The sequence below is a fragment of the Marivirga tractuosa DSM 4126 genome, assembly GCF_000183425.1.
Classification (GTDB): Bacteria; Bacteroidota; Bacteroidia; order Cytophagales; family Cyclobacteriaceae; genus Marivirga; species Marivirga tractuosa.
This window is the reverse complement of record NC_014759.1, coordinates 4,414,100-4,438,689: the sequence shown is the minus strand read 5'-3', so window position 1 is coordinate 4,438,689 and position 24,590 is coordinate 4,414,100. Positions and strand designations below refer to the sequence as shown.

The window sequence follows — 24,590 nt, the reverse complement described above, 5'->3', positions numbered from 1 at the left end:
TTTTGAAGTTTATAAAGATATATGAAGGATAATTTAGTCATCATACCAACTTATAATGAGTGCGAAAATATAGAAGACATCATTCGTGCTGTATTTCTACTGTCTACACGATTTGAAATCCTCATCATTGATGATAATTCTCCAGATGGTACTGCAGAAATAGTAAAGGCATTACAAGAGGAATATGAAGGACAATTACATATCATAAAAAGATCAGGAAAATTAGGTTTAGGAACTGCTTACATTGAGGGATTTAGATATGCCTTAAAGAATAACTACCAATACATATTCGAAATGGATGCAGATTTCTCTCATAATCCGTTGGATTTATTGGAGTTATTGAAATCGTGTGAAAAAGAAGAGGTACAATTATCGATTGGCTCACGTTATAAAACTGGTGTGAATGTTGTGAATTGGCCAATGGGTAGGGTTCTAATGTCATATATGGCCAGCAAATATGTACGATTTATTACAGGATTACCAGTATATGATGCTACAGCTGGCTTTATATGCTATCATCGTTCTGTTTTGGAAACAATAGAACTTGACAAGATTAAATTTATTGGTTACGCTTTCCAAATCGAGATGAAATTCACAGCATGGAAGCACGGATTTGGTATTGAGGAAGTGCCTATAATTTTTACAGACCGAAGTAAAGGCACGTCAAAAATGTCAAAAAAGATATTTAAAGAAGCAATATTCGGTGTTATCCAAATGAAAGTAAATAGCTGGTTTAAAAAATATAAGCAGATCGGTACATCTATCTCAACCCAAAAAGCTACTGTTTAATAATCTCTTTTAAGGATTCAATATGAATATCATGTTTTCCTTCAAACTCAATTTCTTTAACTTCAATATTAAGCTTTTCAATTAAAGATTTCTGTTCTTTTTTTCGCTCTTCATTAATAAATTCGTCTTCTGTTCCCCTCAGCATATACACTTTGTTGTTTTTAAGTTTATTGCTCAAACCTGAAAAATCTATATCAGGAGGAAATGCACCTGAGTGCAGTATCAATTTTTCAAAGGGAAAAGATAGTTTTTCAGCCCATCTGCATACGGTAGCTGAACCTTGAGAAAAACCTAAAAGTGTTATTCTAACATCTTTTGAGGCCTTACTTAAAACATTCTCAGCCACTTGATCTAGGTATCCTATATAATTTTCTATATCAATTAACCTCTCCTCTTTAGTCATCCAAGTACTTCCTACTCTACCTGAAAAGCCGTCTAAATAAAATCTCGACAAACCACCAGGTGCAACAATTACCCTTCTATCATTTTCAATTCCTTTGAATTTTCGAATAAAATATTGCGGTAGCTGTCCATAACCATGCAATACAAACCAAATCTCATCGGTTTGCTCGCTTATTTGGGAAGATTGATAAAAGACTGCTTTATGGGAAAAAGAAACTGTATTGCGCATAAATGAAAAAAGCAGGCCAATGATGGCCTGCTCGCAAGATTTTGAAATTATGAAATTAGATTATCGTTTGAAGCCAAGAACACTACCACCGCAATGATTTGTACTACCTTCAAATGTAAAAGTGATATAATAAATACCAGTTACTTGACAAGGAAAAGCAATACTGGAGAGTGTAGAGCCTTCATACTTGGTTGAGGCTACTTTCTTTCTGTTTGAATCATATAACGTCAATACAATACCATCAGTAGCTTCACCGTCATTACATATCATTATCTGATATGTTGCTCCTTTTGTAAATACATAGGAATACTCAACTTTATCCTTTGCTCCACCTTGACCATCTATATTATAACTCTTCAAAAAAGTGAAGCCTGATTGTAATTTAGGAATACAAGCCTCTACATGCTTTTCTGTATTACATTGAGCATATGATTGACTAATAGATGTAGTCAATAAAACAATTCCTAATGCAAAGATTAGCTTTTTCATATAAATTCTTAGTTAATAATGTTCTCTCTAATTGCGTAAACCTGATTTCTTATCGATTCTATGTTCTCATCATTCATGATGATTTCACTTGTACTATTATCCTTAACAACAAGCATGCCATCTACAACTTCATAGGTAGGTTCACGATAAACAGTCTTAATTTCTATCTTATTAAATTCTTCTTGAAGCTTTGCAAATTTACCAGACAATTGCTTGATATTCGGATCACTTTCAACATAGAATGACATCAACAAAACAACATTATCCATTATGATCTTTTGTTCGGCAATTGTTTCTTTTAATTGCTCATTATCAGGATTCTTCTCTGAAACTCTTGAAACAATGTAAAGCGCCTCAAGCCAGCCGCCTGATAAAAGTAAAATGCTTAGGTTAGACCTTTTCTGTTCTTGAAGATAATTATTTATGTTGTTGAAGTTTTTAGTAGTAATCAACAATAGAGAATCTAAGTTTTTACTATTTGTAGCTAATCTTTTGATAGTACCGATATCAAAAAACTGACCTATACTTAAATCGTCTGCTAAGGATTTAATTGAATTCAGGTAAAAAAGAGCATCCTGATTTTGCTCGTAAATATTAGTGTAGCCTAAATCAGTTCCATAAACACCTAATGCTAAAGCCTTCTTATAATTACTGTTATAGTCAGAAATCTTTTCAGGATCATTTAGATAAGATTTGTCATATTTTGTATCTGACTCTTTCAATAATGTAGATATTTCCAAAGGAGAAGGAATCTGCTGAATAATATCAGAAATCACATCCTCAGAAATAGAGGGCTCCTCGATCTTAACAGAATCCAAAACACCGGATATCTCATCCGCAGAAGGTTTTTTCTTCGAGTCGCAGGCCGAAATGGTTACAATCACAACCAGTCCCAGAAATATGTTTTTCATAAAAATATTTTTTATCATAACAAAAATAGAAATTCCAGTAGTTAATACAAATTATCGATTTTAAAATCCATAAAAATTAATTCAATCCCGTTAAATTAGTTTATCCCAATCTAAGAATTAATATAAATTAAAACTAAGATTCACTTTTCTTCAATTTAATATTGCCGAAGAATCTTAATACTTTGCCAAAAAACTCGAAATACAACATCACATAAAGTAATAGTGACATAAACCATATCACAAGTATATTAAAATAAAATGTATCTATATAGGCTCCGGCAAAATACTTTTCTGGAGCAAAGAAATGCGTACGGTAATTTAATGGATTGTCAGGCTTTGCCGGTTTGTTAAATACTGGATCTATTTGCTGAATAAGCTGTCCTTTAAACTCTATAACGCGATCTTCAACTGTTAAATTCCTGACCAAATCCGCCAAACTTTCATTATAATATAAATCTTTGGCTTCGTTCAAGTTAAATTCATAGGAAGAATCATTTTCCAGATGAAACTGCAATGTTTCCTTCTTTTTTACAGCCAAATTAAATTCAGTTATATAATGATCTCGAAGCTGATCAACATAAGTTGATATTTTCTTAATTTTATCTGGACTTATAGCTTCAGAAGCTAATAATTTATCTAAATCCTCATCTTTCAAATTCCCTTTAAACGGTTCCTTTTCTAATGCATTGTAAATAACAGTAAGGGCATAATTTACCTCTTCCTGATCTTCTGGTTTTTCGGAATCCATATTATTCTCAATCACCCTTAGTTTTTCCCTGATTTTCTTGGTCAGAAAGGATGATTTAAAATCAGCTGTTTTTTCATCTGACTCTATTTCATAGAAATATTCCTGATAACCATTATTCTTAAACATATCTACTGCCAGCGCCTCATATGCCCATCTTGAGGTCATTAAATCGGCTACTACAGGGACTTTACCTTTAGTACTAATAAAATCATTTAACTTATCAAAGCTAAATAACAAACCACTTAAAATCATTTGAGGAATAAGCAATAATGGTATTAGAATATAAACTGTTACAGCTGATTTAAACGCTGAACTCACATTCAGCCCCAAAACATTAGCAAAACAGGAGGTGGTAAATAAAATAGCCCACATACTAAAAGTGGCATCGCGAATCTCCAATACCAAGACTCCTATTACCACATAAGTGAATGTTTGAATTGCTGATAAAGTGAATAAAATTGTGATTTTAGACAGTAAATAACTATTCCAACTTAGATTTAGAAAGGACTCCCTCTTTAGAATTTTTCTATCTCTAATAATTTCTTCCGCACTGACAGTAAGCCCCATAAATAGGGCTACAATAATGCTCATTAATAAGAAAGCTGGAAGGTTATCATTAAACCTAAATAAGTAATCCTCTCCAGATGGAGCGCTTCTATACTTAATGATAAACGCCAATAATAAAGCTAAGAACGGAGCCTCTAATAAATTAATGAGTAAATACTGCTTATTACTTAATTTAGAGAGTGTATCTCTAATAGTAAAAATGACAGTTTGTTTTAATTTATTAGGAATAGATAATGTAGATGGCGGTGCTTCATTCTCATCTTTGACTCTTTTATGATCAAAGTTTTCAAGATAGAAATCTCTCCATTGACTTGGATTTATTTTTCTTTTGTTTGTTAACTGACCGTATTCATCAACTACCTTAGCTTCAACTATATTAAATATTTGCTCGGGGTTTACATTACCACAAGTCGGACAAACTCCTCTGTCAGCATCCACCTGATTGGTGGTTTTCTTAAAATAAGTTACTGCCTCAACAGGATGACCATAAAATATCTGATATCCACCAGTATCCATAATAATCATCTTATCAAACATTTTATAGATATCTGATGATGGTTGATGGATTACTACAAATATTAACTTTCCTTTTAAGGTTAATTCTTTTAATAAATCTATTACATTTTCGGAATCTCGTGATGACAATCCAGAAGTAGGCTCATCCACAAACATTACAGCTGGTTCACGGATTAATTCCAGTGCAATGTTCAAACGCTTTCTTTGTCCACCTGAAATTGTTTTATCTAAAACACCTCCTACTCTTAAATCCTTTCTAGCCTCCAAACCAAGGTTTTCCAGAGTATCCATCACTCTTTTATGGATTTCCTCCTCGGACATTTTCGCAAAACATAATTTTGCGTTATAATATAGGTTTTGATAAACCGTGAGCTCTTCGATTAGGAGGTCATCTTGAGAAACATACCCAATGATACCTTGCAACTCCTCATTATCTTCATTTAAATCAAGGCCATTAATTTTAATATGCCCTTCAGTTGGAGCTTGTATACCTGCCAAAACATTTAGCAAAGTGGTTTTACCAGCACCAGAAGCCCCCATTATACCTACTAACTCTCCAGGACCTTCAAAAACGTTTACATTTCTTAAACCTAATTCACCATTCGGGAATTGCAAAACAATATCCTCTGCATTAAAGGAAAGATTTACCTGTTCACCATCAGAAAGAAATTTTCTTATTAATTCAGAATAATATAAGGCTGCACCTTTTGGAGTTTTAATAGTACTACCATGAGAAAACAAATAAACACTATCCGTTTTCATAATAAACCCATTTAGGTTTATTTCTTCTGTACCAGTATATTTAACAAAATACATATCCACACTTCGAACATTGAGGAAAAGTATTTCCCCATCTATATCAGCATGAACATGAAGGCTGTCTTCAGCGGGAGTATCATTATTAACAGAAAGTATATCCTCAAATTGCTCTAAGTCATCTGATTCTCTCTTAATAACAAAGCTTTCAATAAGCTTAAATTCATCCTTTACAATGTTGAAGACGTTGGAAACCGTATCAATGATTTCCATCCTTTGCGGAGTGAAGTTTTTATCTGCGGAAACCATTTCCAAAAGCTTGATTAAAACAACCACTTTTTGCTTTTGGGTAAGGGTTTTATTAATCTTTTTACAGATGGCAAGAGTCCTTACAGAATCTCTTACTGAAGTTAGTTTTTTCTTTTTTGCTTTACCATCTTCTTCCTCAGCTGGTTCTTCTCCCCAGCCTACTAATTTATCATAAAGCTCCAAATACTCTTTTATAGAGTCTTGATCCAGCTCCTGTTGGAAGAACCCAATAACGAAATTCCTTTCCTTTTCAGTGGCTCCCCCATCCTGCTTGGTAATAATTCCAAATAATTGAGTTAAGGCTTTGAGTATCTCTTCACTCATATAAAAAGACGGTTATAGCGAATTTAAGAAAAAACAAAAAGGCCATAGCATCATGGCCTAAAAAAATCTAACACTTATTGAATTAATCAATAGGTTTTAAATTCAAATGGGATTTCTACTAGTTCAGAAAATTCCTCGCCAGCTTCTTCCATATCTTCATCATCCTCATGAAAATACCAATCAATAGCTACTCCATCGATATCCTCTAATGCAGACAATACATCTAAAATTAATTTAGAAGATGCTGTATTGAAATATTCCAATTTGAAAGTAAACAATGTTTCAGGATTCGGATCCTCACCATAGGCAGTAATCCAATCTAATATTGGTTGATAAAATTCTGCGGAATCTTCCGGCAAAGATCTTCCTGAGATTTCAAAAATCCCGTTCCCTTTATCCAATAATATTTTCGGGGTATCTTCTGTGCCTTCTAGGTTAATGATTTCCATATTATAGTTTAAAATTTAAAGTTGTAATTATTAATTATACTAATTCTCTTAGAATCTTAATATAGTTGTTGTAAGAGAGAAAAATTTAAATCCTTCTCCCATATCTTCAAAATCGTATTCCAGCTTCTGCCCAGATTTTCGAGCCATATCTACAAAACCTAATCCGGCCCCTCCTTTATTAGAAAGACTATTCGATTTAATGATATCTTTATACATGGCTTTCAGGCCATCCTTATCAAGTTCATTAATCTCATCTATTCTCTTTTTCAAAGCATCTGCAGCTTCCGTATCAACGGGGTTACCACTGGTTACAACATAGCGATCATCCTCCTTACCTATTATGAAAATAGCGGCATTTCGCTTAGCAGATAAAGGATTGAAATCATCGGAATGTTTCACAATGTTTTGTAAGCATTCTACCATCACGTTGAAAACTTTCCTCTTGATGCTAGACTCCTCACCCATAGAATCCATGTTTCGTTCTGCCATTGCCAATACCGATTTGGTTATTTCTTGGGTAAATTCCCCTTCATAAACCAAAATAAGGTTTCTGGACAGCATGGTTTTATGTAGGTCATATATATACTTCATGTTGTTATTAGGTTAATAAGCCGTTTCAAATATAGCCCAATTCATTTCAAGCCTTAAATTAAATAATTTTATTTATAATTAAACTTTTCCCAGTTAAAATCTAATACCTATTAACAGAACATCGTCTGTTTGCTTATAGTCTGCCTTCCAGTTTTCCCATGCTTCATCAAATATAATATGCATTTCGTCCATGGATTTGCTATGATTATCGACTATTGTCTGTCTCAAACGCTTTGGACCAAATTTTCTGTTTTGTGGCCCACCAAATTGATCAGGATAACCATCTGAACAGAAAAACACTGCATCACCTGATTTATACTTGATCTTATGGTTGTCAAAATTAGTTTGGTTTCTATAAATACCTCCTCCAATTGGGAATTTATTACCTTTTATTTCATCTAACTCACCATTTGCATGTAAATAGTATAAAGGTCGATGAGCTCCTGAGTATTCAATTTGATTTTTCTTCTTATCAATTTTACAGAATGCTATATCCATTCCGTCTTTGGTAGTTGAATCATCCCGATCTTGACGTAAGGTCGAAGTTACACCAGCATCCAATTTATCTAATATTACACCCGGATCACTAATTTTTTGAGATCTAACTATGTCGTTCAATAGGAAATATCCTATTAATGAAATCAAAGCTCCTGGAACGCCATGTCCAGTACAATCCACTGCTGCAATGTAAATAACATCATCTACTTCAATATACCAAGGGAAATCACCACTAACCACATCTTTAGCCTTGTAAAGAATAAATGACTGAGGTAATTTTTGCCTAATAACCTGGTTATTAGGAAGGATAGCTCCTTGAATACGCTTAGCATAATTAATTGATTCAGTAATTTTCTTATTCTTACTGGCAATCTCTAATTCAATTAATTTTCTATCAGTAATGTCATGAGAAACAACCAGTATAGATTCCAAAACCTTCTCTTCATCGTATTCAGGAATAGCATTCACCTGCATTACCCTGTCTCCCATTTCAGAAGGGAAATCCACTTCTTCGGTAACTTTCTCGTTCTGCTCTCTAACTTTCTCCAATAACTGTGCCCATGCTTCCACTATTTTAGGTTCTATATCGGCTTCATGTAATCCTTTTTGAATCACCTGATCTGGACGTTTACCTGTATATCGCTCAATCATTGGGTTCACATAGAAGAACTTACCTTCATTATCAATTCGAGTAATCAAATCAATAGAGTTTTCAGATAAGGCTTGCATCTTACTTCGCATGCGTTCTTCTTGTTCCGCACGTCTTCTTTCCGTTATATCTCTTGTGTTAAATATAATCCCCTGAATTGCTGGATCTTCTAGTTGATTAGTACCAGTCACTTCTACCCATACATATTCGTCATCACTATTTAAATATTGATGTTGCATGGTAATAGATTCCTCTGGGTGATCTACTAGATACAAGAATTGCTTATGTACTTCATCTCTAGAATCAGGGTGTACTTTATCCAGCTCTGTGGTATCTATTATATCTTCTTGTCTGTAACCTAAAATCTTCTCTACTGATGGTGAGATATAGCGAACAATACCATCCTTTTCATAAATAGTGATCACCTCGGAAGCATTTTCAAGTAATAACTGCATACGTTTCTGCGTACGATTCACTTCCTCAATTTGATCTTCTAGGCGCTGGTTAGTTCGCTTCAATTCTTCTTGAGTGGCTTCCATTTCTTCTGCATTCTGTCTCAATACTTCCTGCTGCTCCTGAAGCTCCTGACTCATGGTTTGTGACTCCGCTAATAATTTACGGGTTCTCTCATTAACCTTGATGTTGAAAACAGTTCTAGCAATAATCAAGCTGATTTCTTCAACAAACTTGATTTGACTAGAATCAAATTTTTGGAAACCTGCAAATTCTAAAACACCGAAAACTTTCTCATCTGTAATCAAAGGAACAATTAAGATACAACTTGGTCTTTGATCACCCAAAAGTCCTGATGTGACACTTACATAATCATGCGGTATTTCAGTTCTTAATAAAGTATCTTGTTCAATGGCCGATTGCCCTACTAGACCTTCAGCAAATTTAAATTGAGCTTTTAAATACTTCTTTTTATTGTAAGCATAACTCGATTTCATTTCTAAGAAATAATTGTCCGAGTCATCATCATTTAAAACGTAAAAAGCACCTTGAATGGCATCAATTTTTTCGGTTACATATTTTAATATCTCATCCCCAAGTTGCTCCAAGCTATCATTGCTACGAAGAATCTCTCCTATTTCAGCAACCCCGGTAACAATCCAGTTTCGTTCTTTATCCCTCTTTTCAGCTTCCTGAATAGAATTTCTCATATTAATCAATGAGTTTCCTAATGTATCTTCTTCTGAAATAGGTTTAAAATCTGCCTTAAAATCACCTTCTCCAATTTGTTTTGCAAAATTGGCTGTATTCTTTAATGATGAAACGTAGCCTTCCAAAATCAACGCCATTTCACCAATTTCATCATCAGATTTCTTGGGTACATTATTCGGCAAAATTCCTTTCCCTAGTAATTTCAGCGTTTCTTTCAATGACAGAATCGGATTCAATAAAACTCTGGAGAAAATAATGGATATAATTAGGGAAAGAAATAAAATAATTAATCCAGTATAAATAAATTTAGTAACTAAACCATTCAATTGTTCTTGAACTTCACTTTCATTAACATTTGAGGCAATACCCCACTCCACTGATGGAATGTTAGTCCAGGAAGATAATACTGCCTTGCCATTATAATTAACATCTTTAGCATATCCGTGCTCACCCTGAGCTGCTTTTTGAACCGCAATAGAATTTCTTTCTTTAATGGTAACTGCAGAAGGCTCTAAGCTATCTGCAACTTGCTTTAATGGTGAAAGAAATATTGCTTGATTATCTTGTTGCACTGTTAAAATGCTTTCAAATGATTTAAATCCAGTTGGATTGGATTTTACGATTTCATAGATCGGCTCCATAGTTTTCACCAATACCAATAAGCCAGCGGGGCTGTTATAATCATCGATTAGAGGCATTCCATATAAAACCAGTTCATCATCACCAAATTGATTTGGTTGGCTAAAAGTCCCAGAAGTCATGGCCACATCATAAAAATTCTCATCCAGATTCTTGAGATTTTCACCCTTGGACAAGGAGGCAATTGAATTATTAGAATTAAATATCACCTCTCCATTTAAGTCTGTTAATAAAACAGCATGAATTGAGTAATTTTCAACAAAAGATCTTAAATCAGATTCTATCTCATATAAGACAGCCGTTCTCAAACTATCCATATTTAAGGTAGTATCTTCCTCCTGATACTTCCGCATACCTGATTGAATAGATAACAAACCAGATATATGATTGGCATTATTCTTAATCCCCGTAAATAGTTGATCTATCTTATCTGCTTTTTGAGTTGTTTCAGACATCAACTTATCAAAATTCAACTTTTCAATTGAATCTTGGTTCATATTGTAGGTAATAAAACTTACAGTTACAACGCTTACCAACACTACAAATAATAGTATCGCTGTAATTTTAGTCCCGATTTTTATGTTTTTAAACATATTGAATTCTTTGATACTAAAAATGAATTATTTTTCTTTTTTCTCTTTCTGCTGTCCTTTGTCCAGATCATTCGCAAGTAGTGCCAATGACTTCTCAACCAAGAGTTCATGAGATTTATTAAATGCTTTGAATGAAGCAATTTCTGCCACTCCTATCAACTTTTTATCTTTCATGATAGGACATAAAATTAAATGCGCAGGATTTGATTCACCTAAGCCTGACAATATCTTAATATATCCTTCAGGTATATCTGAAATATTGATCATTTTCTGCTCTTTTGCAACCTGACCTGCTAATCCTTCACCAAATTCATAAGAAACTGTTTGGCTTTCTGGTAATACAAATGCATAAGCTGCAAAAAGCGAGATAATATTTTTATTATCCTTTTTCTCTGTTATATAAATTGCACCTTGGCTTGCTTCTAATTGTTCTGCCAAATAGGATAGTAATTTCTCTGCTTTTAATTTATTGTCAGGTTCTTTTTTAATCTTACCATTTATTTCTTTCAATTCCTCATCCACATCACTATCACTAGCATCTTCTCCAGCATGATCTTTTGAATCCTTCTTTTCTTTAAATTTTTCTATATACACCACATTGCTCTCGTCATCATTATTCCTATTAAAGAGATGCAACAAGATTGATATAAAGCCTAACAGAATAGAAATGCCACTAAAAATATACAATTCGTCCAATACGGGCTTTAATTCAGGCACTTCCATCAAACTTATCAGATGTGTTTGATTAGCAATTCGTTCCGGAAAAATGAAGAGGTAATAAGCTAACCCTATGATGCTTAAGGTATACAGCAAAGAGGTGATAAGTGCTAAATTTTTATATAGTGCTTTCATGTGTAATAGTACAATTTTATAATCGCCACAACTTGCCCCTTAACTATGAGGACTTAAATTCTTGTGATGTCTAAAATTCAATTTCATTTTTAAAATGAATAATTATAAAGGAGAAAAATGTTAAAAAAATTATTATATAAAAAACAACTGTTTGAAATACTCCCAGTCTTCACTTAGAATATAATAAAATCACATTTTATCTTCTGATTTAAAGTCAACCAAATCCCAAAAAATAATATGCTTGCCAATTGCAAACATCATCAAATATATATAATTGTATCGCTTTTTAGGCAAAAAATTAAAAATCATTTATACAATTTATCCAATTCCTTTAAGAATTGGATAATCTCTTGAACTTTTAAAGTGTAATCAATTTCGGTTATATTTTTTGCCGCAGTTGGCATGGTATCTATCATGCATTCTTCTGGATCTTGGATGATAGTAAGCCCTTTTCTATCTTTAATTCTCTTCATCCCCAAGGCTCCATCTTTGTTTGCTCCGGACAATAAAATACCAATCAATTTATCTCTGTAATTATAGGCCGCAGTTTCTAAAGTGATATCGATAGAAGGCCTGGAATTATTGAACATCTCTTCTGTAGACAAAGCAATTGAATTACCTAGCTCAATGGAAAGATGATAGTTTGCTGGGGCTAAATAAACCTTCCCTCTTTTAATATTTTCCTTATCATAAGGCTCCACTACGGGCTTAATGCTTTTTATAGACAATGCTTCCACAAAACCATTGCGCACGTGCTTTAATCTATGTAAACATAGGATAATAGGCAAGCTGAAATCAGCAGGAATAGAAGAAAGAATTTGGGTTATACCCTGAAAACTACCTGCAGATCCTCCGATTACTATCGCTTTATATTTATTATCAAGATTAAATCGAGCCATTGAGTACTATTTTGTACAGACCTCAGTCTTTAATTTTCTTATAAATTTTCTCTTCGTTATTTACTACTATGAATTTATTGGCAATTTCACACCAAATTAAAGATTCTTTGGAGCCTATAACCAGATAACCATATTTGAATAAACTTTCGTGATGCTTCTTTAAGACTTCATTTTGCAGGTTTTGATTAAAGTAAATCATCACATTTCTACACAGGATTAAATCAAATTTATTAAAGACCACACCTTGCACAAGATCGTGTTCTCTAAAAGAGACATTTTGTATTAAAGATTTCTCCATAACGGCTTTTCCGTTTTCTTCTTTAAAGTAGTCTTTGAAATTATTTTTACCTTCGAAACGGATATAGTTCTTTTCATTCAACTCCATGTTTTTCATGGAGTAGTGTCCTTTTTTAGCTTTCTCAAGAATGACTTTATCTATATCAGTTGCAATTATTTTGGCTTTATCCAAAATACCCATTTCCTTAAGTAATATAGCCATAGAAAATACTTCTTCACCGGAGGAGCAGCCAGCATGCCAAATACTAATGGTGTTATGGTTTAATAAGATATTAGGAATTACATTATCCCTTAATTCTCGCCAGAAGGGAGGGTCACGGAACATTTCTGTAACATTCACAGTAATTTCAGCTATAAATTCATCAAAAAAAGATTTATCATCTTTCAACCTTTTGATCAATAGATCAGCAGACCCGAATTTATAGAGCTCCATTATTCGAAGTATCCTTCTACGAAAAGAGGACATTGCATAATTGGTAAAATCATACCTGTACTGCTCCTTTACCAATTCAGTAATGCGCCTCAAATCCGATATTTCTATATCCTGTCTATTCATGTGGATTATGCATCTGTTCTACTAAAAAACAATTTCTTCTCACAATTAATAAAAATCAACTGGAAAAACATTCTATATGTATGTTTTATATTAATATTTCTAAAAACCTCAAACTGCTTTATACTAAAGAATCTTAAAAAATTAAAATGTCATTTAATATTAAGATTAATAAATTATATCTGCAATAATAAAGAGCTGTTCTTACAAAATGTTACTTAAATTACATTTTTCGACTAATTTTTTTGCTTCTCAGTTTTTTCTGCATTTCATATTAATAACTTTGCCCCACTGGAAACGAAAAGAAAACTATGCAAAACATTTTATTATTGGGAGCAGGCCGATCTGCAACCTCATTAATTAATTACCTTAAAAGGAATGCCGAAAGAGAAGAATGGCATATCAAAATCGGTGATTTTGATATAAAACTTGCTGAAGAAAAAGCAGGCGGACATCCAAACACATCATTTATTCAATTTGATATTTTAAATGAAATCCAAACTAAAGATGAAATTGCCAAGGCAGATTTAGTGATTTCCATGTTGCCAGCCCGCTTTCATCCTAAAGTGGCCACCGCTTGCGTTGATTTAGGTAAACATATGGTTACGGCTTCTTACAACAGCCCGGAAGTCAATGACCTATCCGACATTGCCAAAAGCAAAAACACGCTAATCTTGATGGAATGTGGACTTGATCCTGGAATCGACCATATGACGGCCATGGAAGCCATGAACAATATCAGAAAAAAAGGTGGGAAGTTGACTTCCTTCAAATCTTATACTGGCGGTTTGGTTTCTCCTGAAAGTGACAATAACCCTTGGCATTATAAATTTACATGGAATCCGAGAAATGTAGTTTTAGCAGGGCAAGGAACTGCACGATTCATAAGAAATGGCAGATACAAATACATTCCTTATCACAAATTATTCAGCAGATATGAAAATATTGAAGTTGCAAGCTTAGGTGATTTTGAAGGCTATCCCAACAGAGATTCTTTGGCATATAGAAAAGTTTATGGAATAGAGGACATCCCTACTTTGATAAGGGGAACTTTCAGAAAAGCTGGATTTTGCGATGCTTGGGATGTTTTTGTCCAATTAGGCGTTACGGATGACACGTACCAAATGGAAGGTTTGGAAGAAATGTCGAAAAGGGACTTTATTAATGCCTTTTTAAAATATGACAAATCAACTTCTGTAGAAGATAAGTTATGCGAAAGCCTTAATATCAAAAAAGATTCTGACGTTTTCAAAAGATTGGAGTGGATGGGTATTTTTGAAGATAAAAAAGTACCCATTTCAGAAGGAAGCCCTGCTCAAGTTATGCAAGCCATAATGGAAGAAAAAATGAGTTTGGATCCTGATGATAAGGATATGATTGTGATGCAACACCAATTTGAATATGAATTGGAAGGCAAAAAATATCAATTGGATTCATCTATTGTTTCTATAGGCGATGACCAAAAAGAAACCGCCATGTCAAAAACAGTAGGCTGGCCATTAGGTATTGCCATTAAAAACATTCTAAATGGAAAAATAAATTTAAGAGGTGTTCAAGTACCGATTAAAGAAGAAATTTATGCTCCAATTTTAGAAGAATTGCAGGGAATGGGCGTAAGCTTTAATGAAACTGAAAGAGAATTAAAGGATTAGGGTACTTCTTTATTTCTAGTTAATTAGACCTGTCAGGTTTTCAATTGAAGGTTAAATGGTTGGTGTGCCACCAACCATGGATTCTACCCCGGTCGGTGACACACCGACCGGAAACTAAAAATGATAATTTAAGAAAACCTGACAGGTTTTATCATTAAATTATATAGATGAAAAATTAGAATATTGTCAAAAAATCTTTCATCGAATTAATATATGAGTAGTGAAAATCATTGTTTTCATCCCTCACTATTATTACTTCTTTTTCTATATTCACTCCCTCTTCTCTCCTATCATACACAGTAAAAAGTCTGATCACTTTACTTCCAGCTTGATGCCTTAATTCAGTTATTCTTTTGCATTGAAATCCAACTTTATTCATCTCCTTTTCAAATAAGGACATTTCATAAAATGGAAGCATAATGTGAGCTTCACCATTTTCAGCTAAATTCAAATCAATCCCTTTTGCTAAGGCTTCAAAAGAGAGTTGGTTGGTATGGTAAGCCGTATTTTTACCATGATTGGTTTTAGATTGAAGATTGTCTTTGAAAAAGGGAGGATTAGAGAATATTAAATCATATTTATGATCAGTTTCAAACTCAATAAAATCTTCTAAAACAACTTTTAGTCGAGCATTCCATTTAGAATTTTTGAAATTGTTTTGAGCTTCTTCGTAGGCAATTGGATTAATTTCTACAGCATCGATTTTAATATCTGAAAATCGCTGAGCTAACATTAAAGATAGAACTCCAGTACCCGTACCCACTTCCAAAACTGCTCTTACATTTGATGAAATTTGAAGAGAAGCCGCAAAAACCGTTGCATCAGTAGTGATTTTAGCCGGACTATTTTTCTGCTCAACAGAGAATTCTTTGAATTGGAATATGGACATTATTGCTTTTTTTGAACTCTCCTAAACGCATAAAGCCCAAGAAGAAAGATGATGGCAATTAAAAAGATGATGTAAAAATACCTGAAATTTGTATTTGTTTGATCACCATTTATAGGTTTTCCGTAATAGGTAAAACCTGCCCAATAATAAGGCGATTTTTCTAAATTATTAATCGATTCGTCATCTAAATAAGAGATTTTAGCCTTCTGAATGGCGTTTGAAGGAGATTGTTTGCTTTGCAAAACCTCATAAAAATGATTCATCAAATTAAAAGTAGCAAAATCATTCACTTTCCATTGGGTCATTAAAACATTTTTTACACCTGCAAAATGAAAACCTCTTGCTAAACTCATGGGGGTTGCCCCTTTAATTATTTTTCCTACCCCCGTTTCACAAGCACTTAAAACCACCAAACTTGCCGTAATTTTTTGGGCATTAAGCTCGGGCAATAGTAAAACATCATCTATAAACTCAACGTAAGCAGGAAGCGAAAAACTACCTCCTGAAGCATGGGCTGATAGATGTAGGATATCAAATCTATTCGCATTTTCTAAGAAATTAACTTTTGTGGCATTTTCATTTTGATCTATCTCACCTTTAAATTTATCACGAATCATTTTTGCTTCCTCTTCAGAACTCTTTAAGTATCTATCAGTATTCTTATAAATTGGAAAAGCTCCATAGATACTTTTTAAGCTGATTTCCTTTTGATTTTGTTGGTAAAATTCGAGTGACGCATTATATGAAATAGTATGATCCTTCAACCAAAATGGCATTTTATTAAAATTACGATGTTCAACTTTTTCCTTCATTAAAGCTTCAAATGGCAAGAAACTAAGCAAGCCGTCTGGAATAATTATCAAGTTTTTGTGTTGCTCAATAATGTCTTTACCCAATAACTGATGATACTTATAGGACTGATCTATAAAATGAGGAATATCATTATTTATAATTGAAGGGGATTCAAACAATTGAATGAACTGAACCAATTCATTTTTAAAATCTTCACTAGCTTTATTTTTGACCCAACTAATATTTGATTGATCAATTTTAAAAGAATATAAATCCTCAACTCCGAAGAAATAGTAAAGAAGTTGAGCATCATCGGTTTGTAATTGGTTCTGCAGAGAATCAAATTTTATTTTATTTCTTAATGAAGAATGAGGATACTTTTCATTTAATAGGTTTTGCGTTTCACTAATCTTAATATTTATCTCAATAAATTTTTGGCTAATCATTGATTCTTTTTCGTCTTGATGATTAGAAAATTGCTTTCGAACTAATTCGCCTATTAATGATTGCTGTTCTTCAATTAGATACTGTTGAAATTGCAGTAAGCTATCATTTGGATATTCTTCAATCAATGACTTTCTATGTAAAGAGCCTTTTAGAACTCTTGCTTTATTTTGTTCTGCATATTTCAAGCCCCTCCAAATTAATGAGTCATTATTTGAATATTGAAATTCTTTAAATAATAATTGAAGGCATTTCTCACTCCTATCTCTATTGGAGGTTTGATAAATCAATTGAGATTGTGAATCATTAATTTTATTTATAAATAAACCAGATACATAAAAGCTTAGATCATAATAGCTGAGCTTTCGGTTTAATCCCTCAGAATATTGAGCAAGTCCATCAAAAATATCAATAAATGTGTTCTCAGGGTAAAGAAGGGAGCTATTCTGCTTAACTTCTTCAAGTTCGATGCCTGGAAGCAATAAATTGAATGCTTTATGAAGTAATCCTAGCGCACTATCTTTTTCTGATCTATAAAAATGAAAACTAGCTTTCTCTACATAAAACTTAGCTAATTGGCGAGGGCTATTGCTTTCAATTAGAAGGGATTCAACCTCATCTAAAACTTTACTTGCGGCATCGTATTCTTTCTCTTTAATCAAAAACTGAGCTTTAGTTTTAAGGCTGGGAACAGATTCTTTCTTTTGGTTTTCCACTCTCTTTTTAACTTCATCATGCATTTGAAGAGCCAGTAAATTCGTGGCAATATTATTTTCAATCAATCCTTTTTGCTCTTCCGAAATTGTTTCTTTTTCAAGATGACTTTCCAGTAATTGAAGCGCATCCTGATAATTACCAATATTATGGTAAACAACCGATAAATTTATTATTCCAGCAGTGATCGCTTCCTCATTTTTTTGTGATTTAGCAATTCTCATGTACTGAGTAATTATATTTTCAGCATCTGCATAGTTTCCTGTAATGGTTAAAAGATTCCCTAGTGGTTTGAGGCAATATTCGATAATATCATAATTAGTTAAATCATAATTATGATAAAGACTCCATGCTTTTTGGTAGTGATGAATTGCGTCATAATGCTTTTGGTATTCTTTTAAATAATAACCCAAATTACAATGCATAATGAGCAAAGCCATTCGCTCTTCATCTGTTTTTAGGTTTGAATATTCTTCCTTAATTTTTAATTGATAGGTATTGATTGAGGTTAAAGACGGATAATCAGCAACTAATTCATCTACATCATGATAAATGCTATCGCTTAAATCTTGGGCACTTATTTTACTGTTAAATACTAATAAAACTGATATTAAGGAAATCACAGATATTCTGGCTAGTAGTTCAATTTTCATAAAACCCTAAAATTTCCATATAGCATAGAACTGTAATTGTTGATTAGGCGCTTTAACATAAAGATGATAACGAAACCCAAGGCTTGGTCCAATTCTCGCTATCCCAACATTTAAATCTAAAAAAGCAGCAGCATTAAAGTTAGTAAAAGTATCGCTAGTGGTAGTTTGCTCAAAAGTATCTTGCTCAGGATCTCTTCGTTCAAAATTCTCAGACTCCACAACCTCAGTATACTCTCCAACCCTTTCACTTTCTACCTTAGATCTAATATCCCATTTCAATTGAATTCCACCACCAATGGCTAGAAAATCAGTCAAATTATATCGATAAGATGTTGGGACGAAATAAAAGCTTAAATTTTGAAATTCTGATTGTTCATCATAATCATAAACATCAACAAAAAATTCATCTCGTGGAGTTCTTTCGGTATAGATCCTTCTGCTAGTATAATTATTAGATCCAATCATAATTTCTGATTGCAAATAGCCCTTGAATGCTTGATAACTTGAAAGTGTTGCGCCTAGAAACCATTCTTGATAGTTTTCTAAACTACCGATTCGCATAACCCCTGCCTTTACCCCAACTGAAAGACCGGGCGTAAATCGAGTTGTAGCATAATTAGTAATAATAGGATCGTTTTTATCAAAATAAATAGCCGTTTGGCTCTGTGTCTTTTGTTTCTTGATTTTGCCCTTAAGCGGGAGTTTATAGCTCACAAAACCTTTGGTAGAATCATAAGAATTCACTCCTTTTTGATTACTTCCCGGTAGATAAATGTTTTTAAAGGTAAATATGATCTTATTTTCTGAAAAGGTAGTATCCAGACAACTATAAGCTACATCCTCTTCAGGACAAATTTCACATTTAGGGTAAAAGTCCAAAAGTTCAATTTCCTTCTGATCAAATAATTCAGGTACATCAGTCTCTAAACGGACGGTATTTGCAGGGCCTTCTCCATTATTCTGAAACTGAATTTTATATTTAAAATCTTTTTGATTCCGATTCCTGAAATTCATTAGATTGGCATTTGTAGTCATCTTATTGGGATCGTGAGAAGTTACAATTTCCATTTCCATTTCCTTCACACTATGATTGGCAGAATTAGAATTGGGGACATAAATACCTCTGATACTTATGATGGCACTGGTATCTTTCAACATCTCAGGCGTGGTTCTCAATTGAAAGAAAATATTTCTTTCTTCACCAGGCTGAAAATCAGAAAACCCAATTTGCTTCATTTCTCTAAATTTCTCTTTAGATTCTTCAATTTTCTTTTGAAGCTCTTCTTGATTAGTGGTGTCTTGCATTAATTGCGCTGTTCTAAATGGTTTTACACCATTAAAAGCCAGCAGCGACTGAAATGGATTAGTGCTTATATCAGCCACTCTATCTTCATTGACTATTGGATATTCACCATGATAAGTTCTAATATCAGTTAATTGAAAATTATCCGATTTATATTTCGTTTCATTATAGAAAAAGAATAGCTGACCATCCATTAATTCATTAAATGGATTTTTATAAGTTAAAACCACCACTAAATCTTCATTCGGAATGGGTTCTCTGTTTTTAGTGAAATCCATTATCTCACCTTCTTCCAAAAGAGAAGCTGAAGCATTAGATAGAGAATCAACCTTATCAATTTTCACACTTTCAGGTCTGGTGGCGGGAGTCTTTCCTGCATCATAATTATTCGTAACCCACAGTTTTACATCATATTCCCCTTTTTCTTTGTAAGTATGTTCCGGGTTTTCCTCTTGGCTAAACTCACCATCCCCAAATTCCCAGAAAAAAGTATAATAGCCTTTAGGAGCCCCAGATATCTGAATTAATGGTGGAGTATCCACACCAAATTTAACGATATTGCTCAAAACGGTTGACTCAATTTTTGCTTCTCGAACAAGAGTATCACTTTGATTTATTTGTTGGGCCAAACAAAGATGAGAACTGATAAGCAAAAGAAAAGTAAATTTATACATCGAACTAAGAGTAGTTATATTTAACCTTGAAATTAATAATTTATTCGACAAATAAATACAATTTATCGAATAATAATACTTATGTAATCATATGTACTATTTATCAATCTGAATTTTTTCTCTATTAAATAAGTATCACAAAATACAAGAGAAATGACCATCAGAATTAGCAAACAAAACACGCATTTAAATCTTTTTTTTCTAAAAAACATAATCCTTGTTTTAAAATGAAATGGCCTTGCAATAAAACTGCAAAGCCATCGTAAAAATTAATGATTACGGTAAGTCATCTATCGCATCATATACATCACTCTCACTACCTGAAATGAAATCATCCTCCTCAAAAGTATAAACATCTCCATCTTCAACAGTCTGAGGCTGAATAGCATACTTCCATTCTCCGTCTTCTTCAGATACAAAAACCACATGCATTTCTAATCCAATTGGAATCTCACCATAGTGCTCTGAAAAAGAATTAGCATTTTCATTGAACGTATCTAACTGAGCTAATGCATAAGGCTCTCCATCATAATACAAATAAACTGAACTGTTTTGGATGTGATAACCATTAGGTACTATTACTTCTAAGGTTGTTTTTGGTCTTGGATCATTGTAAAAGCGATCAACATTAGTCCATCCAAACCCAGAAAGAAAACTGAAATATTGATCACCCTCTACGAACAAATTACCCTGACCATCTGGGCCACCTCGATCTTCTTCCCAGGCAAGGTTTTCATTTTCATCGGTTTCACCATTCCACAGCGTCATATCTTGATCTGCTCCACCCGTTAGGTTGGTTGGCACTATCAATTGCATATGATTGGAAACATCTAATTGCTCTCCATTTTGGGTTACATTTACATAAAACTCCCCTCCTGAGATTAATAGGGCTTTACTTCCATCTTCTTTAAGCCCCATAGTAGGCTTGTTGGTAGTTAACATACTAGCTGCATCAAATATTTCAATAAATTCCAAGTCAACTGGCCCTGTAACATCCTCACCATTTAACTTTAATGTCCCTGCATATATTCTTAGTGCTACTCCCTTTTCTGACTCAAATTGAATTCCTTCCTCTGCTTCAAACTGCGCTTCCTGTTTGATTTTATCAATTGCCGTGGATTGGAGCTGTTGAAATTCATCTGCACTGGGCGCTTCAATAATTTCATCAGGAACGACTTCATTTACGTCATCGTCATTATTGCATGCATAAAAGGATACCATCGCCAAAAGGCTGATTACGAATAAGTTTCTAAATTTTTTCATAACTATTTATTTTTTTGATTCGCCCTTATATCAACAGTACTCATCCTGTGTTACCCCTTTTTCATATATTTTTTTTACTTTCGTACAAAAACCTCTTTATATGACTTTAAAAAAACATCCTGACCAACGTTATGTGGATGGCATAAAGCAAAACGACAGCAAGGTTATCAGAGAAATCTATGATAGCTTTTCAGAGAAAGTCATTAATTTTATTTGCAAAAACAGCGGCAGCGAATCTCAGGCAGCCGATATAATTCAAGAGGTTTTAATCACTATATTTAAACAAGCTCAAAATCAGGACTTAATGCTCACTTGTCCATTTGATGCTTACTTTTTTCTGCTCTGTAAAAGAAAATGGTTAAATGAATTGAAGAAAAACAGTAAAGAACAGGTAACAAGTAACAATGATCACTTATCTATAGTCGACAGCGCATCTGAAATGGCGGAAGAAACAGCTCTACTTGAAGAAAAAGAATTGTTGTTTCAAGAAATGCTTCAGAAGCTCTCGGATGCATGCAAGGATTTATTGAAAACTTCTTTCACAATTAATAATATGGAAGAGGTTGCTAAAAAACTAGATATATCCTATGCCTACGCCAGAAAAAAGAAATCACTGTGTATTGGGAAATTGACTGAACTAGTTAGGTCATCTCCAAAATACAATTCAATTAAAAACCATTTATAATGAAAGACCAAGACTACCAATTATTCGAAGCTTATTTAGCTGGTGTTTTACCTGCTAATGAAGCAAGCGTACATGAGAAAAGGCTTGAACAAGATCAAGACTATAAGGAGTCATTTGAACTTTATAAGTCATTGAACCAGCATTTAAAAAATAACTTTAAGGATGAAGAGAAACTAGAGCAATTTAAAAAATCAGTTTCTGATATCTCTGGCAACTATTTTGTAACTAGAAAGAAAGCGAAATTTGCTTGGGTAAAAATGGCAGTGGCTGCTTCCATTATATTAGCTATTGGTTTATATTTTCTAATAGGCGAAATGTCCAAGCCTCAATACCAAGAAATTGCACAGATTCCCACAATCCATTTGACAGAGAGAAGTATTGATGGAGAAATTTATACAAAAGCTGAGAATGCCTTTAACCAAGAACAATATTCAGAAGCAATCAAAATGTTTGATCAAATTCTCAATGAGGATAGTCAAAACCAATCCATTATGTTATATAAAGCTATTGCTCATACTGAAAATGGTGCTACTGAAAAAGCCAGAATGCTATATGAAGAACTTATTCAGAATGATAATGCTTACAGCGAAGAAGCACTCTGGTATGCTGCACTAAATGAATTAAAAGAGAAAAATTATACGGCTTGCAAAACATATTTGACGAAAATCAAACGTTCCGCAAGCCGTTATGAAGATGCTCAAAATCTTCTAGAAAAATTATAAAGTGCTATAGTTTAAAAATAAAATCTGAAAGAAAGACCTCCACCAAACCATAAACGGGGATCGGGCGCAAAATCTAAAGACGGTTTTATATCCACACCAATAACAAAAGGGATTTCTGTTAATGTGTATTCCAAGCCGAATATACCATCAACTCCTACAGTAAATCCCCTGCCCCTGCCATCAAAATAATAGCCAGGTCGAGCAATATCACCATCAAAAGCACCTATATGAGCACCTGCACCATAATACCAATTTAAATAAGGTATGTCAAATGCATTAGCATGCTTCTCATAAAGACCTGTCAACTCAAATCCTCCTCTATAGCCTGAAAGCAAGCCTTCTATGGCATCCGTTTTATTGATAAAATGTTTCCCAGTTATGGCTGTTGGAAACCCACCCCTAAAACCGACAGCAGTTTTATAATCCTGGGCAAAAGCGGATTGAGAACCCAATAAAACAAACACTAGAATTAACAATTTCATTTTTCTCATAAACACAAATTTTATTCAACCATTGCTGTTAACGAAACAAGCCTGTATCTGTTGATCTGTTTTCAAAACCTTCATCAATCAAGTGAGGGCCATTTTCAGCTTTAGCTACTGCCAAGCGATCACATCGCTCATTATCTGCATTTCCTGCATGACCTTTTACCCAATGAAAGTGTAAATCATAACCTTTGGACACCTCAAGATATTGTTTCCATAGATCAATATTTTTCTTGCCTTTAAAGCCTTTTTTTACCCATCCTGCAAGCCAACCTTTTGTAATGGAATCAATTACATATTTTGAATCACTATAAATATGTACAGGATGTTTATTAGTCTTTAAACTCTTCAAGGCTACAATTATTGCCAATAATTCCATTCTATTATTGGTCGTTTTTCGATATCCTGCAGAGATTTCCTTGGCTTTATCCCCAAAGCGCATCACGATTCCGTAGCCACCAGGACCTGGGTTTCCTAAAGCAGAGCCGTCTGTATAGATGGTAATCATTAAAAGAAGTTTTTAAATAATTTAATAGAAATTGCCAATAGTATAATTCCAAATACTTTTCGCAATATACTAAATCCTGCTTGTCCGATCTTTCTTTCCAACCAACCGCAGGTTTTTAAAACTACAAAAACTAAGATCAGATTTATCACCACTCCGATAATAATATTCAAAGTTTGATATTCCGCCTTTAAGGAAATTAAGGTGGTCATGGTTCCAGCTCCAGCAATTAAGGGAAAAGCAATTGGCATAATAGATGCACTACCAGCTGAAGCATCTTCATGTTTAAACAAAACAATGCCCAAAACCATTTCCATTCCTATAAGGAACATCACTATTGCACCCGCAATGGCAAAAGAAGCCACATCTATCCCAAATAGTTTTAAAATAGATTCACCAAGGAATAGAAAGACAATCATTATGACACCAGCCACTATTGTAGCCTTTCCAGATTGTACATGTCCCAATTTCTTTCTCAAGTCAATAACAATCGGCACGGAACCTAAAATGTCTATTACCGAGAACAAGATAAGGGATACTGAAATAATTTCTTTAAAGTTGAGCATATCGTAAAATTTTGCGCAA

At 33.6% G+C, this 24,590-nt stretch carries 21 protein-coding genes; 4 read left to right on the top strand and 17 right to left on the bottom strand.

Going from position 1 to position 24,590, the window contains the following annotated elements; all coding sequences use genetic code 11:
• Positions 1-21 precede the first annotated feature (21 nt).
• Positions 22-789, top strand: a complete 768-nt coding sequence (locus FTRAC_RS18685; protein WP_013455853.1) for a polyprenol monophosphomannose synthase — start codon at positions 22-24, stop codon at positions 787-789.
• Here the strand turns inward: FTRAC_RS18685 and FTRAC_RS18680 are convergent.
• From FTRAC_RS18680 to FTRAC_RS18635, 10 genes are all read right to left on the bottom strand, one after another.
• Positions 779-1,420 (bottom strand): alpha/beta hydrolase, encoded by a 642-nt coding sequence (locus tag FTRAC_RS18680; RefSeq protein WP_013455852.1) that lies wholly within the window; start codon positions 1,418-1,420, stop codon positions 779-781. The two genes, FTRAC_RS18685 and FTRAC_RS18680, sit on opposite strands and share 11 nt — an antisense overlap.
• Positions 1,421-1,480: 60 nt before the next feature.
• Positions 1,481-1,909: a hypothetical protein gene (locus FTRAC_RS18675; protein ID WP_013455851.1), complete on the bottom strand. Its 429-nt coding sequence runs from the start codon at positions 1,907-1,909 to the stop codon at positions 1,481-1,483.
• Positions 1,910-1,917: 8 nt separating this feature from the next.
• Positions 1,918-2,820 carry a hypothetical protein gene (locus FTRAC_RS18670; protein ID WP_013455850.1) on the bottom strand — a complete coding sequence of 301 codons (903 nt, stop codon included), beginning with the start codon at positions 2,818-2,820 and terminating at the stop codon, positions 1,918-1,920.
• A gap of 133 nt (positions 2,821-2,953) precedes the next feature.
• The gene (locus FTRAC_RS18665) at positions 2,954-6,040 is read right to left on the bottom strand and encodes an ATP-binding cassette domain-containing protein (protein ID WP_013455849.1); all 3,087 of its coding nucleotides are present in this window, start codon (positions 6,038-6,040) and stop codon (positions 2,954-2,956) included.
• A gap of 86 nt (positions 6,041-6,126) precedes the next feature.
• On the bottom strand, positions 6,127-6,489 hold the full coding sequence (locus FTRAC_RS18660; protein WP_013455848.1) for a DUF1987 domain-containing protein: 363 nt from the start codon (positions 6,487-6,489) through the stop codon (positions 6,127-6,129).
• A 48-nt stretch (positions 6,490-6,537) separates the two neighbouring features.
• Complete coding sequence (locus FTRAC_RS18655) at positions 6,538-7,080, bottom strand: SiaB family protein kinase (RefSeq protein WP_013455847.1); 543 nt, start codon at positions 7,078-7,080, stop codon at positions 6,538-6,540.
• Between the two features lie 93 nt (positions 7,081-7,173).
• The gene (locus tag FTRAC_RS18650; RefSeq protein WP_013455846.1) at positions 7,174-10,623 is read right to left on the bottom strand and encodes a PAS domain S-box protein; all 3,450 of its coding nucleotides are present in this window, start codon (positions 10,621-10,623) and stop codon (positions 7,174-7,176) included.
• Positions 10,624-10,650: 27 nt separating this feature from the next.
• Positions 10,651-11,475 carry a GAF domain-containing protein gene (locus FTRAC_RS18645; protein WP_013455845.1) on the bottom strand — a complete coding sequence of 275 codons (825 nt, stop codon included), beginning with the start codon at positions 11,473-11,475 and terminating at the stop codon, positions 10,651-10,653.
• Between the two features lie 305 nt (positions 11,476-11,780).
• On the bottom strand, positions 11,781-12,374 hold the full coding sequence (locus FTRAC_RS18640) for a chemotaxis protein CheB (RefSeq protein WP_013455843.1): 594 nt from the start codon (positions 12,372-12,374) through the stop codon (positions 11,781-11,783).
• 22 nt (positions 12,375-12,396) lie between these two features.
• Positions 12,397-13,227, bottom strand: a complete 831-nt coding sequence (locus FTRAC_RS18635) for a CheR family methyltransferase (RefSeq protein WP_013455842.1) — start codon at positions 13,225-13,227, stop codon at positions 12,397-12,399.
• A gap of 308 nt (positions 13,228-13,535) precedes the next feature.
• Here FTRAC_RS18635 and FTRAC_RS18630 point away from each other — a divergent pair, with 308 nt between their 5' ends.
• Positions 13,536-14,876 (top strand): saccharopine dehydrogenase family protein, encoded by a 1,341-nt coding sequence (locus FTRAC_RS18630; RefSeq protein WP_013455841.1) that lies wholly within the window; start codon positions 13,536-13,538, stop codon positions 14,874-14,876.
• A 175-nt stretch (positions 14,877-15,051) separates the two neighbouring features.
• Here the strand turns inward: FTRAC_RS18630 and FTRAC_RS18625 are convergent, their stop codons facing one another.
• The 4 genes from FTRAC_RS18625 to FTRAC_RS18610 form a co-directional block, all read right to left on the bottom strand.
• Positions 15,052-15,765: a tRNA1(Val) (adenine(37)-N6)-methyltransferase gene (locus FTRAC_RS18625; RefSeq protein ID WP_013455840.1), complete on the bottom strand. Its 714-nt coding sequence runs from the start codon at positions 15,763-15,765 to the stop codon at positions 15,052-15,054.
• Entirely contained in the window at positions 15,765-18,368 is a 2,604-nt protein-coding gene (locus tag FTRAC_RS18620; protein ID WP_013455839.1) for a CHAT domain-containing protein, read from the bottom strand. The genes FTRAC_RS18625 and FTRAC_RS18620 overlap by 1 nt, the downstream gene beginning before the upstream one ends.
• A gap of 6 nt (positions 18,369-18,374) precedes the next feature.
• Positions 18,375-20,237, bottom strand: coding sequence for a PKD domain-containing protein (locus FTRAC_RS18615; protein ID WP_185094420.1), 1,863 nt, complete (start codon positions 20,235-20,237; stop codon positions 18,375-18,377).
• 384 nt (positions 20,238-20,621) lie between these two features.
• The gene (locus FTRAC_RS18610; RefSeq protein ID WP_013455837.1) at positions 20,622-21,608 is read right to left on the bottom strand and encodes a hypothetical protein; all 987 of its coding nucleotides are present in this window, start codon (positions 21,606-21,608) and stop codon (positions 20,622-20,624) included.
• Positions 21,609-21,708: 100 nt separating this feature from the next.
• Between FTRAC_RS18610 and FTRAC_RS18605 the strand changes: the two genes are divergently transcribed.
• Complete coding sequence (locus tag FTRAC_RS18605; protein ID WP_013455836.1) at positions 21,709-22,293, top strand: RNA polymerase sigma factor; 585 nt, start codon at positions 21,709-21,711, stop codon at positions 22,291-22,293.
• Positions 22,293-23,015: a tetratricopeptide repeat protein gene (locus tag FTRAC_RS18600; protein WP_013455835.1), complete on the top strand. Its 723-nt coding sequence runs from the start codon at positions 22,293-22,295 to the stop codon at positions 23,013-23,015. The genes FTRAC_RS18605 and FTRAC_RS18600 overlap by 1 nt, the downstream gene beginning before the upstream one ends.
• A gap of 11 nt (positions 23,016-23,026) precedes the next feature.
• Here FTRAC_RS18600 and FTRAC_RS18595 read toward each other — a convergent pair whose 3' ends face one another.
• Genes FTRAC_RS18595 through FTRAC_RS18585 form a run of 3 tightly spaced genes read right to left on the bottom strand, consistent with a single transcriptional unit; the run spans position 23,027 to position 24,571 of the window.
• A complete protein-coding gene (locus FTRAC_RS18595) occupies positions 23,027-23,506 on the bottom strand; it encodes a hypothetical protein (RefSeq protein WP_013455834.1) in 480 nt (159 codons plus the stop codon).
• 28 nt (positions 23,507-23,534) lie between these two features.
• On the bottom strand, positions 23,535-24,008 hold the full coding sequence (rnhA, locus tag FTRAC_RS18590) for a ribonuclease HI (protein ID WP_013455833.1): 474 nt from the start codon (positions 24,006-24,008) through the stop codon (positions 23,535-23,537).
• Complete coding sequence (locus tag FTRAC_RS18585; RefSeq protein WP_013455832.1) at positions 24,008-24,571, bottom strand: MarC family protein; 564 nt, start codon at positions 24,569-24,571, stop codon at positions 24,008-24,010. The genes rnhA and FTRAC_RS18585 overlap by 1 nt, the downstream gene beginning before the upstream one ends.
• Positions 24,572-24,590: the final 19 nt, after the last annotated feature.